The organism is Dietzia aurantiaca (genome assembly GCF_021033825.1).
Classification (GTDB): Bacteria; Actinomycetota; Actinomycetes; order Mycobacteriales; family Mycobacteriaceae; genus Dietzia; species Dietzia aurantiaca.
On record NZ_JAIFXZ010000002.1, the window covers coordinates 328,234 to 342,184 of the forward strand.

Here is a 13,951-nt window from a genome sequence, read left to right on the forward strand (position 1 = left end):
CCTCAGGTGAGACGTCTGCGGTCGGCGAAGGTCAGCCGGCCGGGCCGGCCAGGTTCGGACGGATCAGGTGGAGCCCGGCGCCATCCGCGGACCCCACCACCACGGTGCCGGAGTCGGTGACCGCCAGGGCCTCGGGCTGGCGCACCGTCGGGATCTCCGCGCGAAGCACACCGATCCCGTCGCCGAGATCGTACGCCTGGACCGTGTTGGTCCCGGTAGAGGTGACCCACACGACGGACCGGGAGGGGTCCTCGGCGACCGCCCACGGAGCAGCCCCGACGGGGAACTGTTGATGGAGCCGCACCGGGGAGGTCGAATAGACCAGGAGCGTGTTCCCCACGGTGTCGGAGGCGACCAGGGACCCCTCCCCGAGGTCGCTCATCATCCCGGCCCCGCGTCCGGCCCGCAGCAGCGGGCCCGCGACCTCCTCGGACGGGTCGATCGAGGCGATCACGGTGTCCGTACGACTCAGTGCGGTGACCGACCCGTCCCGTGCCACGGTGAGTGAGTCCACCGAGGTCAGACCCTCGAGCCGCGTCTCCTCGACGCCCTCGGCGTCGCGGATCACCACCTCCCCCTCTGCGGTGCCCGTGATCAGCTTCCCCTCCTGCGTGACCGCAGCGGCGGTGACAGGCCCAATCCCGGATATCTGCCTCGACCGCCCCTCCGGGGAGACCACCACGACGCCGTCGGGGTAGGGGACGACGAACGACCCGTCGTCACCCCCGGTGGCGGTACCCGCGTCCGCGGGGAGTTCGACGGAGTGCTCGGGGATCCACCTGGTGCCGTCGACACGGCCGATCTGGAGGTCGCGCCCGGTCTGCGACTGGACGGCGACCCGATCACCGACCGCCACGACCGCCCGGACCGATCCCGGGACCGGAACGAGCTCTCCGCCCTCGGGTTCGAAGACCTGCGGGGACTCCGCCGGAGCCGCGCTGCCCTGGGCGAGCTGACCCTCCTCGAGCTGGCTGGTTGCGGACGAGCAGGCGGAGAGCCCCACAACGAGCGCGAGAAGTGCGGCGGGCACGCCTGATCGGCGGAGGACACGACGGGTCACGGTGTTCCTTTCGACGCGCTCTATTGTCCACCACGCAGGTCACCAGGCGCCGATCAGGGCCGGGCGACTACCCTCACGGCGTGCGACCGGCACACGTGTGCGTCGTGACCCCGCCCATGCCCGACCTCTAGGAGAAAGAGCCGCACCGTGAACACAACGGTCCTCGCCGCACCGACGCTGGAAGGCATGTCCTGGATCCAGGTCATCGTGCTGTCAGCGCTCCAGGGACTCACCGAGTTCCTCCCCGTCTCCTCCTCCGGCCACCTCCGGATCTTCTCGACCTGGTGGTTCGGGGCCGACGCCGGAGCGTCGTTCACCGCGGTGGTGCAGCTGGGCACCGAGGCCGCGGTCCTCGTCTTCTTCTTCAAGGACATCGTCCGAATCCTCGTGGCGTGGTTCCGAGGGTTGTTCGACTCGTCGCGTCGCGACGACCCGGACTATCGCCTCGGGTGGTTCGTCATCGTGGGTTCGATCCCGATCGCGATCATCGGGTTCGTCGGCAAGGACCTCATCCGGGACGCCGCGCGGAACCTCTGGATCACCGCGATCGTGTTGATCCTCTTCTCCTTCGTGTTCCTCCTCGCGGAGAAGGTCGGCAGGCAGAACCGTCCCGTCGACGGAAAGTCCCTTGCCGGGTTGAAGATGAAGGACGCGATCGTGATGGGCCTGGCCCAATGCCTCGCGCTCATCCCGGGGGTGAGCCGCTCGGGCGGCACCATCTCCGCCGGTCTGTTCCTGGGCATGTCCCGCGAGGCGGCGGCGAGGTTCTCGTTCCTCCTCGCCATTCCCGCCGTGCTCGCCTCGGGGCTGTTCAGTCTTCCGGACGCGTTCGAGCCGTCGGTCGGACAGTCGGCGAGCGCCGTCCAGCTACTGGTCGGCTCGGCGATCGCTTTCGTCATCGGTTACGCCGCGATCGCCTGGCTCCTGCGTTTCGTCCAGAAGCACTCGCTGGCGTGGTTCGCGGGCTACCGCATCATTCTCGGCCTGCTGGTCATGGGCCTGCTCGCCACCGGCACCATCCCCGCGACCTGACGTGACCGCCTGATCGATGCCGCGTCGGTAATCTGCCTCCTATGACCGTCATCCTGCTCCGGCACGGCCGCTCCACCGCCAACACCGCGCTCACTCTCGCCGGGCGGACGCCGGGGGTCGGACTCGACGAGACGGGCCTCGCCCAGGCGACCGAGCTCGGCGGTCGGTTGTCCGGACTCCCGGTCGGGGCGATCGTCCGATCCCCGCTCATGCGATGCCGCCAGACGGTAGAACCGCTCGCCGGCGCCCTCGGTCTGGATCCCGTGATCGAGGACGGTCTGACCGAGGTCGACTACGGGAGTTGGACCGGGCGGCCGCTCAAGGAACTCGCCTCCGAACACATGTGGTCGGTGGTACAGCAGCATCCCTCGTCCGCGGTGTTCCCGCGGGGCGAGTCGCTGGCGGCCATGGCGACCAGGGCCGTCGACGCCGTCCGTCGCCATGACCGGCACCTCGCCGAGCAGGCAGGCAGGGATGTGCTGTGGGTGGCCTGCAGCCACGGCGACGTGATCAAGTCGGTCCTGGCCGACGCGTACGGGATGCACCTGGACCAGTTCCAACGGATCGTCGTGGAGCCGGCGTCCCTCTCGGTGGTGCGGTACACCCCGCATCGCCCGTTCGTGCTCCGGGTCAACGACACCGGCGGCGACCTGACCGGTCTTCACGGCGACCCGGCTGGACACGTGGGCACCCCGACCGACGGGCACTCTGAATCCGATGCCGTGCCGGGCGGGAACGTACCCTGATGAACCGCACCACCACCCGCACAGATCCACACACCGACACGAGGAGACGACCGGCATGAGCAGGGCAGTCCACGAGTTCCGCGAGCCGAGCCGGTTCGTGGTGGGCACGGTCGGCCAGCCCGGCGAGCGGGTCTTCTTCGTCCAGGCCACGGAGTCCGGACGCACCATCACCGTGAGGTGTGAGAAGCAACAGGCGAAAATCCTGTCCGACCGGATGGGGGATCTGCTCGACGAGATCGCCAGCAAGTCCGACTTCTCGGTACCACCGGCGGGGGGAATGGTCGATGACCTCGACCCGCTAGAGATGCCGGTCGACCCCGAGTTCAACGTGGGCACGATGGGTCTGGGCTGGGACGGCGACAGGGGCCAGGTCGTCGTGGAGCTCCTGGCGATCGACCCGTCGGCCACGGACGAGTCGGTGGTGCTGTCGGACTCCGAGGACGCACCCGATGCACTCCGCGTGTTCCTCACCCCGCAGCGCGCCCGGCAGTTCGTCCTGCGCAGCGACAAGGTGGTCTCCGCGGGCCGCGAGCCCTGCCCGTTGTGTGGTGAGCCGATCGACACCACCGGCCACTTGTGCGTCCGGCTCAACGGTTACCGTCCACGATCCGGTGAGGCACTGACCGAGCTCATCGATCCGTGACCAGATCGTCTGCCGGCCCCGAACTCACCGTCCAGCACCGGATCCCGTCCGGCAGCAACGCCGTGTACCGCTGTGTGGATCAGCACGGAGACGGATGGGTGTACAAGCCGTCGGCGGGGGAGAGGCCCCTGATGGATTTCCCGGACGGGAGCCTCGCGGCCCGGGAGGTCGCGGCCTTTGTGGTGTCCGCAGCTCTGGGGTGGGATCTGATCCCCGAGACGGTCACGGCACACGGCCCGGGTGGCCGGGGGATGGCACAGCGGTGGATCGACGAACGCGACAGCGTGGGCGGCGCCTACGACCCCGTGGATGTCCATCCGGTCGACTCGGTTCCGGAGGGCCGCGCGGTGGTCCTCCGGGGTGAGGGCTCCCGGGGCGAGGAGGTCGTCGTCGCCCACGACACCGACGACAGACTTCGCCGTATCGCCCTGCTCGACCTCGTGGTGAACAACGCCGACCGCAAGGGCGGCCACGTCCTGGTCGACCGCGCCGGTCGCTACTGGGCGATCGACCACGGGTTGTCGTTCCATGTGGACCCGAAGGTCCGCACCGTCCTGTGGGGGTGGGCCGGTCAACCCCTCGTCGGGGGTGACGTGGCGGACCTGACGGGTCTCGCCGGGGAGTTGGCCCGGGAGGGCGGCCTCGCGAGCCGACTGACACACCTGCTCTCGTCCGACGAGATCGATGCGCTGGCCAGGCGCGTGGACGGGCTCCTCACCGACGGGCGGTTCCCCGTCCCGGGCCCGGGTTACCCCTTACCCTGGCCGCTCTTCTGATCCGGCCGGGTCTCTAGACTCGGCCCCATGCACTCGTGGTCCTCGCCTGTCGTCCCCTCACTTCCCGGCGACGGCGTTCCCCTCAAGTTGTTCGACACCGCGGGCGGTGCGGTCCGTGAGGTGGCGGCCGGGCCTCTCGCACGGATGTACGTCTGCGGGATCACCCCGTATGACACGACTCATCTCGGTCACGCCGCGACGTACCTGACCTTCGATCTGGTCTACCGACAGTTGCTGGACGCGGGCCATGCCGTCCACTACGTCCAGAACACGACCGACGTCGACGATCCGCTGTTCGAGCGGGCGGGCCGCGACGGCGTGGACTGGCGCGAGCTCGGCGACGCCGAGACGGATCGGTTCCGTGCCGACATGGAGGCGCTGCGCGTCCTCCCACCACAGCAGTACGTGGCCGCCACCGAGACGATCGACGAGGTGGTCGAGATGGTCGGCGAGCTGATCGAGCGCGGGCACGCCTACCGCATCGACCCGGAGGTCGACGGATACTCGGATGTCTACTACCGCCATCGAGCGACGCCGGATTTCGGTTACGAGTCGGGATATGACGACGACGAGATGGCGGCTGCATTCGCCGAGCGCGGGGGCGATCCGGACCGCAGTGGCAAGGAGCATCCCCTGGACGCCCTGCTGTGGCGGGTGCAGCGACCCGGTGAGCCCACGTGGCCCTCGCCGTGGGGTCAGGGGCGCCCCGGCTGGCACATCGAGTGTTCTGCGATCGCACGCAACCGTCTCGGGATGAACTTCGACATCCAGGGCGGGGGCAGCGACCTGGCGTTCCCACACCACGAGTTCTCCGCTGCCCACGCCGAGGCCGCCTGTGACGAGCGTCCCTTCGCCCGGTTCTACGTACATGCGGCGATGATCGGCCTCGACGGCGTCAAGATGAGCAAGTCGCTCGGTAACCTCGTCCGCGTGCAGGCACTGCGCGAGGAGGGCGTGGACCCGGCGATCATCCGGCTGGGGCTGGCCGCCGGCCACTATCGCACCGACCGTTCGTGGTCCGCTGAGATCCTCGACGAGGCCCGCGCCCGCTACTCGACCTGGAACGCCGCCATCGCCCGGGGCGCCGGTGCCGATGCCCGTGCCACTGTCGCGATCCTGCGGGAGCGGCTGGCCGATGACCTCGACACCCCGGGCGCTCTCGAGGCGATCGATTCCTGGGCGGCGGCGACGCTGGCCGGGGAATCGACCGACCCCGTGGCGGGAGAGCTGATCTCCACCGCACTGGACACCCTGCTGGGCGTCCGTGCAGACGCGGGCTGACCCGCGTCAGCCCGCGTCTGGCTCGTCCCGGTCCCCGCGCAGGAAGCGCTCGAACTCCGCCGCGATCGCGTCGCCGTCGACGAGCGGCATCGCCTCGCCGCTGGAGGCACGTCCCCGGTCCGGCTCCGGGTCGTCCCCGTGGTCGATCTCGTTCTCCTCGTCCATCCGCTCCTCCAGGGAGCGGATGTAGTCACGGAGGTCCTCGTCCTCGCCCGCGGCGGTGTCGACCTTCTCCACCCAGGTCCTGGACTGCGCCCGGAGGGCGTCCATCGTCACGGCCATGCCGAGGTTCTCCGCGAGCCAGGACAGCATCGCCTCCGTGCCGCGGGGATTGGGCGGCGACGCCACGTAGTGGGGGACCCCCGCCCACAGGCTCAGGGTGGGGACGCCTGCCTCGGTCAGCATCTGCTGCAGCACCCCGGTCATCCCGGTGGGCCCCTCGTAGTCGGAGGCCTCGACCCCCATCGACGACATGCGCTGACGGCTGAACGCGGTGCCGGTCAGCGGCACCGGACGCGTATGCGGGACATCCGCCAGGTACGCCCCGAGCAGAACCACCTGGGACACCCCGAGAGTGTCCACGAGGTCGACGAACTGGGAGGCGAACGTGCGCCACCTCAATGCCGGCTCCGGGCCGCGGACGAGCAACACGTCATTGGCCACGCCATCGGGACGACACGCGGACACGACGATGCGCGGCCATTCGATCGACCGCGACACCCCGCCCGAATGCCGGATGACAGGGCGCTGATCCAGGTAGTCGAAGAACTCGTCGCCGCCGATCTCCGCGATCTCCCGCGCCTCCAGGTTGAGGGCGAGATGCTCGATCGTCCCGGTCGCGACATCCGCGGCGTCGTTCCAGCCCTCGAAGGCCACGATCATGACCGGGCTCTCCAGATCCAGATGCCCGTCAGGACTCCATTCGACAGTCATCAGTACAGCCTACGTACGTCCGATTCCGCCTCACCCATACACTGGGGCCCATGTCTGTCGATTTCGATTCGCCCTTATTGGATGCCGCTCGCGGGCGGGTGCTGATCGGCGACGGGGCGATGGGCACGATGTTGCAGGCTGTCGACCTCACCGTCGACGGTGACTTCCTCGGCCTCGAGGGTTGTAACGAGATCCTCAACGCCACCCGGCCCGACGTCGTCGAGAACATCCACCGCGCATTCTTCGAGGCCGGCGCCGACCTCGTCGAGACCAACACCTTCGGCTGCAACCTGTCCAACCTCGGTGATTACGACATCGTCGACCGGATCGGCGAGCTCGCCGAGAAGGGGGCGGCCATCGCCCGCAAGGTCGCCGACGAGATGGGCCCGTCCGAGGACGGGACCCCTCGCATGGTCCTGGGGTCACTCGGTCCGGGCACCAAGCTGCCCTCGCTCGGTCAGACCACCTTCGAGGAGATCCGTAGCGCCTATGCCCAGGCCGCCGAGGGCCTCGCCCGCGGCGGCGCCGACGCCTACCTGATCGAGACCAGCCAGGACCTGCTCCAGGTCAAGGCGGCCGTGCTCGGCTGCAAAGACGGAATGGCCGCCGCCGGCCGTCGGTTGCCGATCATCTCGCACGTGACCATCGAGACAACCGGCACGATGCTGCTCGGCTCGGACATCGGCGCCGCCCTCACCGCGCTCGAGCCCCTGGGTATCGACATGATCGGGCTCAACTGCGCGACCGGCCCGTCCGAGATGGTGGAGCATCTGCGCTACCTGTCCCAGCACGCCGAGATCCCGGTGTCGGTCATGCCCAACGCCGGCCTGCCCGAGCTCGGCCCGAACGGTGCGGTCTACCCGCTCGGTGCCGAGGAGTTCGGGCCCCAGGTCGCGGACTTCGTCTCCGAGTTCGGCCTGACGATGGTCGGTGGCTGCTGTGGCACCACTCCCGAGCACATCACGCGGCTCAGGGAGCAGGTCCTGTCCCGCACGAAGGCCGAGCGGTCCGTCGAGCCGATCAATGCCGTCTCCTCGCTCTACACCTCCACGCCGATGCGGGCCGACGCCGGCATCATCATGATCGGCGAGCGCACCAACGCCAACGGCTCCAAGCGGTTCCGTGAGGCCATGCTGGCCTCCGACTGGGACACCTGCATGGATATCGCCAAGGAGCAGATGCGCGACGGCGCCCAGATGGTCGATCTCTGTGTCGACTACGTCGGGCGCGACGGCGCCGGCGACATGGCGGAACTCGCGGGCCGCTTCGCCACCGCCTCCACGCTGCCGATCATGCTCGACTCCACCGAGCCCGAGGTGATCAAGGCGGGCCTAGAGCACCTGGGCGGCCGCTGCGCGGTCAACTCGGTGAACTACGAGGACGGTGCCGGGCCGGACTCCCGGTTCCAGAAGATCATGCGTCTGGTCGCCGAGCACGGTCCCGCCGTGGTCGCACTCACCATCGACGAGGAGGGCCAGGCGCGCACCGCGGACCGCAAGCTCGAGATCGCGGAACGTCTCATCGCCGACCTCACCGCGAACTGGGGGGTGGCCGAGGACGACATCATCATCGACTGCCTGACCTTCCCCATATCCACCGGTCAGGAAGAGGTGCGTCGCGACGGTATCGAGACGATCGAGGCCATCCGACGACTGACCGACGCGCACCCGGCGATCCACACCACGCTGGGTCTGTCGAACATCTCGTTCGGCCTGAACCCCGCGGCCCGTCAGGTCCTCAACTCCGTGTTCCTGCACGAGTGCATCCAGGCCGGCCTCGACTCGGCGATCGCGCACAGCTCCAAGATCCTGCCGATGAGCAAGATCGACGAGCGCCAGCGTGAGGTCGCATTGGACCTGGTCTACGACCGCCGCCGCGAGGGCTACGACCCGCTCCAGGTGTTCATGGAGCTGTTCGAGGGAGTCTCCGCCGCCAGTGCCAAGGACGCCCGGGCCGCCGAACTCGCGGCGATGCCGCTGATGGAGCGCCTTGCCGCACGCATCGTCGATGGCGAGCGCAAGGGCCTCGAGGCGGACCTCGACGCGGCGATGGAGCAGATCCCGCCGCTGCAGATCATCAACGAGCACCTGCTGAACGGCATGAAGACCGTCGGCGAGCTGTTCGGGTCCGGGCAGATGCAGCTACCGTTCGTGCTGCAGTCCGCGGAGACGATGAAGGCCGCGGTCGCCCACCTCGAGCCCCACATGGAGGCCAGCGACGAGGACGGCAAGGGCCGGATCGTTCTGGCGACGGTCAAGGGCGACGTCCACGACATCGGCAAGAACCTGGTGGACATCATCCTGTCCAACAACGGTTACGACGTCGTCAACATCGGCATCAAGCAGCCGATCGCGGACATCATCTCCGCGGCCCGCGAGCACAAGGCCGACGTGATCGGCATGTCCGGTCTACTCGTGAAGTCCACCGTGGTGATGAAGGACAATCTGTCCGAGCTCAACACGGAGGGGATCGCGGACGAGTTCCCGGTGCTGCTGGGCGGAGCCGCACTGACGCGCGCGTACGTCGAGGTCGACCTGGCCGACATGTACAAGGGCGACGTGTTCTACGCCCGCGACGCGTTCGAGGGCCTGCGTCTGATGGACGAGGTGATGACCTCCAAGCGCACCGGTGTCCCGATGGCCGAGTCGTCGGAGTCCGCGGCCAAGGCCGCCGAGCGTCGCGAGCGCCGCGCCCGTTCGGAGCGGATCGCGGCCAAGCGCGCGGCGGAGGCCGAGCCCGTGCTCGTCCCGGAGCGGTCGGACGTGGCGGCGGATCAGCCCATCGCGACGCCGCCGTTCTGGGGAACGCGGATCGCCAAGGGCATCCCGGTCGCCGACTACGCCGGCCACCTGGACGAGCGCGCACTCTTCTTCGGCCAGTGGGGACTGCGCGGCACCCGCGGCGGCGACGGACCCGACTACGACGAGCTGGTCGCCACGGAGGGCCGTCCGCGGCTGCGGGACTGGATCAGCCGCCTGACCACCAAGGGCATCCTGTCCCACGCCGCCGTGGTCTATGGGTACTTCCCGGCGTACTCGGTCGGCGACGAGATCTGGGTGCTGGCCGAACCACGGCCGGACGCCGAGGTGATCCACAAGATCGCCTTCCCCCGTCAGCAGCGACCACGATTCCTGTCCATCCCCGACTTCCTGGCATCCCGCGAGCGGTGCCAGGCGGAGGGTGTGGTCGACGTGCTCCCGTTCCAGCTGGTCACGATGGGCACCCCCATCGCGGACTTCGCCAACGAGTTGTTCGCGGGCGACAACTACCGCGACTACCTCGAGGTGCACGGCCTCTCCGTCCAGCTCACCGAGGCCCTCGCCGAGTTCTGGCACCGCCGCGTCCGCGACGAGCTCCGACTGCCGGAGGGTGCCGTCTCCGCCGAGGACCCGGACAGCATCGATGAGTACTTCAACCTGAAGTACCGCGGCGCGAGGTACAGCTTTGGCTACGGGGCGTGCCCGGATCTGGAGTCCCGCAAGGTCGTGATCGACCTGCTTCAGCCGGAGCGGATCGGAGTCGAACTGTCCGAGGAGCTCCAGCTGCACCCCGAGCAGTCCACGGATGCGTTCGTGCTGTACCACCCGGAGGCCAAGTACTTCAACACCTGATCGGTGTGCGACGCGGCCCGGACCCACAGCGGTCCGGGCCGCGTCGTCGTTTCCGCGTGCTCGCCGGGGGAGTGGGCATGCCCCCGTCCGCGCACGGTCGCTCCCGGGGCCCGGGCGTTCGGGTAGACAGTAGGCCGTGACCAGCATCGCGTGTGATCGTGCCCCGTCCGCCATCTGTCTCGACATGGACGGGACCCTCGTCGACACCGAACGACTATGGGACGTCGCCGTCTATGAGCTCGCCGAGCACATGGGGCGCCCGCTGGACGAGTCGAATCGAGAGCGGACGCTCGGAAACTCGCTGCATGGCTTCTTCGAGATCCTCGGTGAATACACGGGCCACCGGATCGAGGGGGAGGAGTTCGATCGTCTCGCGCACCGGCTCAATTCACGCGTCACCGAACTGATGCGGACCGACATGAGGTGGCGACCCGGGGCGGAGGAGCTCCTCGCGGAGATCGCGGAGACCGGAACTCCGGTGGCGCTGGTCACCAACACGACGGCAGACGTGGCGCAGGTGCCCCTCGAGTTCATCAACCGGTCGCGATTCGACGTGGTGGTGACCGGGTGCATGGTCCCCGACGCGAAGCCCGCGCCGGACCCCTATCTCCTCGCCTGCGCGCGTCTGGGTGTGGACCCCCGCTCCTCGGTGGCGATCGAGGACTCCGTCACCGGCGCCACCGCCGCCGTGGCCGCCGGCTGCCGCGTGCTGTACGTGCCGTCCACTGATGGTCAGCCCGACGTGACCGGCGCACACACCTACCCGACACTCGTGGGTGTCGGGGTCTCCGCACTGCACACGCTCACCTCAGGGACACCCGCCGCTGTCGCTGTGGGAGAATCGGGCGTGTGAAGACCTTCGACTCGCTGTTCGCCGAACTGTCCGAGCGGATCGCCGCGCGCCCTGAGGGCTCCGGGACCGTCACCGCATTCGACAAGGGCGTACACCACCTCGGCAAGAAGGTCATCGAGGAGGCCGGCGAGGTCTGGATCGCAGCGGAGTACCAGTCGGACGCCGAACTGGCAGAGGAGATCTCCCAGCTTCTCTACTGGACGCAGGTCATGATGCTCAAGCGGGGATTGGGCCTCGAAGACGTCTACCGACATCTGTAGACCGTCACCCACGCCCACCCCTACGCACCTATTCCCAGGAGCCACCATGCTGCGCGTCGCAGTGCCCAACAAGGGCGCCCTGTCCGAGTCCGCCTCCGAGATGCTCTCCGAGGCCGGGTACCGCCGCCGGCCGGAGGGCAGCAAGGATCTCTCGCTGATCGACCGCGAGAACGATGTCGAGTTCTACTTCCTCCGCCCGAAGGACATCGCCGTCTACGTCGGCTCCGGCCGTCTCGATCTGGGTATCACCGGCCGGGATCTCGCGGCCGACTCGATGGCCGAGGTCGACGAACTGCTAGAGATGGGCTTCGGCCGTTCGACCTTCCGCTACGCGGGCCCGGCCGGCGAAGGCTGGTCGGCCGAGCGTCTCGCGGGCTCGCGGATCGCCACCTCGTACCCCAACATCGTCCGACGAGATCTCGCCGACCGCGGGATCGAGGCCGAGGTTATCCGTCTCGACGGCGCCGTGGAGATCTCCATCCAGCTGGGCGTGGCGGACTGCATCGCAGACGTGGTGGGCTCCGGTCGAACCCTCAAGGTCCACGGACTCGAGGCGTTCGGCGACATCCTGTGCGATTCCTCGGGTGTGCTCATCTCGCGGATCGACGCCGATGTGTCGCCGGCGATGGCCCAGATGCGGGCGCGGTTGCAGGGCGTGGTGTTCGCGCAGCAGTACATGATGCTCGACTACAACTGCCCTCGTGAACTGCTCGACGAGGTCTCGACGATCACGCCCGGCCTCGAGTCGCCGACGGTCTCGCCGATGGCGGACCCGGCGTGGATAGCGGTGCGGTCGATGGTGCCGCGCAAGCGGGTCAACTCGATCATGGACCAACTCGCCGTGGCCGGCGCGAAGTCGATCATCGCGACCGACATCCGTTCCTGCCGGATGGGCTGACGCCAACAACCCTCGGGGAATCGCCGTCAGCCCCGGAGGACCGGACGCCACGCGTCAGGCCTTCCGGGGCTGTCCGGTTTCCCAGCCCCTTCCGACGGCGCCCGCCGGCAGGGATCTACACCGTCTCGATGAGCAATGCCTGGAGCGTGTGCCCGAGCGCGCCCGACTCGTCATAGAGCGTTCCGGACGTCGCACCGACCCCGTCGGGTCCGATCGAGGCGTGGGCGTCCACCCCGATCCACTCGCCCCGGGGCAGGCGATGGAGGTGCGTGACGAGATCGGTGTTGAGGAAGCGCCACTCGGTCGGTTCCAGCACCGCTCCGACCCCGTTGGCGATGTCCGCGATGCACATGACGTGCTCGACCGGGGACATGGTCTCGCCGGCGACCAGCGGATACCGGGGGCGCGCCCACACGATTCCGTCCTCGGCACCGCGAATCTGCAGCGAGTCGATGTATCCGCTGGTCCACCGGGTGAAAAACGAGCTGTCGAAGTCGGCCGCGGGCAGTACCCGTGGGCTGTCGACCGTCTGTTCCACCGCCGAGGTGTCCCCGGCACGCATCCGCCACGCGCTGGCGCGGGCCACCACGCGGCCGCCCGCTTCGAGTTCCGACTCGACGAGCTGGATCCGCTTGCCCGGGCGCGCGATCCGCGCCCGCGTCCGCAGTTCACCGAGCGGTACCGGGCCCAGCAGGTCCACCGCGATCCGGGAGATGCGGGTCCCGTCGGTTCCCTCGAGTCGGTCCATGGCGCGGGTGAGAATGGCCGACGGCGGCGCCCCGTGCTGGAGCTCCGGCCCCCACGCGCTCACGGTGTGCTCGGACGCCCGGAACACCTCCCAGTCGTCCTCAGCACCCAGCCGCTCGTAATAGGCCTCCGTCATGACCGCTCCTCGGTTCGTTGATCACCGGCCAGCAGATTCGGGGCATCGACCGGCACCACTCGCGACCCGGGCCAGCCCGGGTACTCCGGCGGGGTCCCCCCGAACGCCGGACACAACGCCTGATGATCGCACCAGCCGCAGAGCTTCGACGTACGGGGGCGGAAGTCCCCGGTCCTGCCGGCCTCCTCGATCTCCGTCCACAGGGCGTCCAGCGTGGACTCCGTCTCGACCATCGTGGCCAGATCCGGTGTGAGCGTGAGCCAGCTGCCGTTCTTCAGGTAGATCAGCTTCAGCTGGGCGGGCAGGACTCCGTGGATGCGCTGGTACATCAGCGCGTAGAACCGCATCTGGAACATGGCCTGGTCCTGGAAACGCGGGTGCGGCGGCTTGCCCGTCTTGTAATCCACCACCCGCACCTCACCGGTCGGCGCCAGGTCCACGCGGTCGAGGTAACCGTGGAGCGGGGTGCCGGCGGAGGTGGCCGTGACGAGGTACTGCTCGCACGAGGCGGGGGAGAAGCGCTGCGGGTCCTCGACGCCGTAGAGCCCGGCCACCATCGCGGCGACATCGGATTGGAACTCGTCCCGCCCCGCGAGCGGGACGACCTCCGCGCCGCCCTCGACATCGTAGAAGCGCTCCACGGCGCCGGGCACCAACTGCGCGGCACGCTGCGGGGCCCGCTCCGACTGCTCGAGTCCGTACAGCTCCTCGAGCACGGAGTGCACGACCGTGCCGAGCACCTGAGCGCGCGTCTTGGGCTCCGGGATCCGGTCCACGGCACGGAACCGGTACTGCAGGGGGCACCGCTGGAAGTCCGACGCGCGCGAGGCCGAGAGCGCCAGCGGCTTGCGCTCGGGGACGACCGGGCCGGTGCCACCGGCGTCCTCGGCCCCGCCGATGTCGCGGGTGGCGCCCACATTGTTACCGTCACCGATTTCGAGGGGATCAATCACACCTGGCAGGGTAGACAACCGG

13 protein-coding genes are annotated in these 13,951 nt (G+C 68.9%); 9 read left to right on the plus strand and 4 right to left on the minus strand.

The genetic code is table 11. The annotated features are described in order from the left end of the window. Window positions 1–31: 31 nt before the first annotated feature. On the minus strand, window positions 32–1,060 hold the full coding sequence (locus tag K3888_RS04115; protein WP_230928950.1) for a YncE family protein: 1,029 nt from the start codon (window positions 1,058–1,060) through the stop codon (window positions 32–34). A 186-nt stretch (window positions 1,061–1,246) separates the two neighbouring features. On the opposite strand from K3888_RS04115, the gene K3888_RS04120 reads away from it, so the two are divergent. Genes K3888_RS04120 through mshC form a run of 5 tightly spaced genes read left to right on the plus strand, consistent with a single transcriptional unit; the run spans window position 1,247 to window position 5,538 of the window. Next, on the plus strand, window positions 1,247–2,092 hold the full coding sequence (locus K3888_RS04120; protein WP_230929088.1) for an undecaprenyl-diphosphate phosphatase: 846 nt from the start codon (window positions 1,247–1,249) through the stop codon (window positions 2,090–2,092). A gap of 41 nt (window positions 2,093–2,133) precedes the next feature. Beyond that, on the plus strand, window positions 2,134–2,838 hold the full coding sequence (locus K3888_RS04125; protein ID WP_230928951.1) for a histidine phosphatase family protein: 705 nt from the start codon (window positions 2,134–2,136) through the stop codon (window positions 2,836–2,838). Between the two features lie 55 nt (window positions 2,839–2,893). Next, window positions 2,894–3,481, plus strand: coding sequence for a DUF3090 domain-containing protein (locus K3888_RS04130; RefSeq protein ID WP_230928952.1), 588 nt, complete (start codon window positions 2,894–2,896; stop codon window positions 3,479–3,481). Then, window positions 3,478–4,257: an SCO1664 family protein gene (locus K3888_RS04135; RefSeq protein ID WP_230928953.1), complete on the plus strand. Its 780-nt coding sequence runs from the start codon at window positions 3,478–3,480 to the stop codon at window positions 4,255–4,257. Before K3888_RS04130 ends, K3888_RS04135 begins: the two co-directional genes overlap by 4 nt. A 27-nt stretch (window positions 4,258–4,284) precedes the next feature. Further along, on the plus strand, window positions 4,285–5,538 hold the full coding sequence (gene mshC, locus K3888_RS04140) for a cysteine--1-D-myo-inosityl 2-amino-2-deoxy-alpha-D-glucopyranoside ligase (RefSeq protein ID WP_230928954.1): 1,254 nt from the start codon (window positions 4,285–4,287) through the stop codon (window positions 5,536–5,538). Between the two features lie 6 nt (window positions 5,539–5,544). Here the strand turns inward: mshC and K3888_RS04145 are convergent, their stop codons facing one another. Continuing rightward, a complete protein-coding gene (locus K3888_RS04145) occupies window positions 5,545–6,471 on the minus strand; it encodes a PAC2 family protein (RefSeq protein ID WP_230928955.1) in 927 nt (308 codons plus the stop codon). A 50-nt stretch (window positions 6,472–6,521) separates the two neighbouring features. On the opposite strand from K3888_RS04145, the gene metH reads away from it, so the two are divergent. The 4 genes from metH to hisG all read left to right on the plus strand — a co-directional run bounded on the left by metH (window position 6,522) and on the right by hisG (window position 12,093). Next, window positions 6,522–10,082: a methionine synthase gene (gene metH, locus K3888_RS04150; protein ID WP_230928956.1), complete on the plus strand. Its 3,561-nt coding sequence runs from the start codon at window positions 6,522–6,524 to the stop codon at window positions 10,080–10,082. Window positions 10,083–10,218: 136 nt separating this feature from the next. Next, complete coding sequence (locus K3888_RS04155; protein ID WP_230928957.1) at window positions 10,219–10,935, plus strand: HAD family hydrolase; 717 nt, start codon at window positions 10,219–10,221, stop codon at window positions 10,933–10,935. Then, window positions 10,932–11,195, plus strand: coding sequence for a phosphoribosyl-ATP diphosphatase (locus K3888_RS04160; RefSeq protein WP_230928958.1), 264 nt, complete (start codon window positions 10,932–10,934; stop codon window positions 11,193–11,195). The genes K3888_RS04155 and K3888_RS04160 overlap by 4 nt, the downstream gene beginning before the upstream one ends. Before the next feature lie 46 nt (window positions 11,196–11,241). Continuing rightward, complete coding sequence (gene hisG, locus K3888_RS04165; protein WP_230928959.1) at window positions 11,242–12,093, plus strand: ATP phosphoribosyltransferase; 852 nt, start codon at window positions 11,242–11,244, stop codon at window positions 12,091–12,093. A 115-nt stretch (window positions 12,094–12,208) separates the two neighbouring features. Here hisG and K3888_RS04170 read toward each other — a convergent pair whose 3' ends face one another. Both K3888_RS04170 and K3888_RS04175 read right to left on the minus strand, forming a co-directional pair. Beyond that, window positions 12,209–12,976 carry a thioesterase family protein gene (locus tag K3888_RS04170; protein WP_230928960.1) on the minus strand — a complete coding sequence of 256 codons (768 nt, stop codon included), beginning with the start codon at window positions 12,974–12,976 and terminating at the stop codon, window positions 12,209–12,211. Beyond that, window positions 12,973–13,875, minus strand: coding sequence for a RecB family exonuclease (locus tag K3888_RS04175; protein WP_372459531.1), 903 nt, complete (start codon window positions 13,873–13,875; stop codon window positions 12,973–12,975). The genes K3888_RS04170 and K3888_RS04175 overlap by 4 nt, the downstream gene beginning before the upstream one ends. Between the last annotated feature and the right edge of the window lie 76 nt (window positions 13,876–13,951).

Excerpts from the sequence above, each read along its gene's own strand:
- metH (WP_230928956.1), top strand. The coding sequence starts at position 6,522 with ATGTCTGTCGATTTCGATTCGCCCTTATTGGATGCCGCTCGCGGGCGG.
- K3888_RS04125 (WP_230928951.1), top strand. The coding sequence starts at position 2,134 with ATGACCGTCATCCTGCTCCGGCACGGCCGCTCCACCGCCAACACCGCG.
- K3888_RS04170 (WP_230928960.1), bottom strand. The coding sequence starts at position 12,976 with ATGACGGAGGCCTATTACGAGCGGCTGGGTGCTGAGGACGACTGGGAG.
- mshC (WP_230928954.1), top strand. The coding sequence starts at position 4,285 with ATGCACTCGTGGTCCTCGCCTGTCGTCCCCTCACTTCCCGGCGACGGC.
- hisG (WP_230928959.1), top strand. The coding sequence starts at position 11,242 with ATGCTGCGCGTCGCAGTGCCCAACAAGGGCGCCCTGTCCGAGTCCGCC.
- K3888_RS04120 (WP_230929088.1), top strand. The coding sequence starts at position 1,247 with ATGTCCTGGATCCAGGTCATCGTGCTGTCAGCGCTCCAGGGACTCACC.
- K3888_RS04130 (WP_230928952.1), top strand. The coding sequence starts at position 2,894 with ATGAGCAGGGCAGTCCACGAGTTCCGCGAGCCGAGCCGGTTCGTGGTG.
- K3888_RS04145 (WP_230928955.1), bottom strand. The coding sequence starts at position 6,471 with ATGACTGTCGAATGGAGTCCTGACGGGCATCTGGATCTGGAGAGCCCG.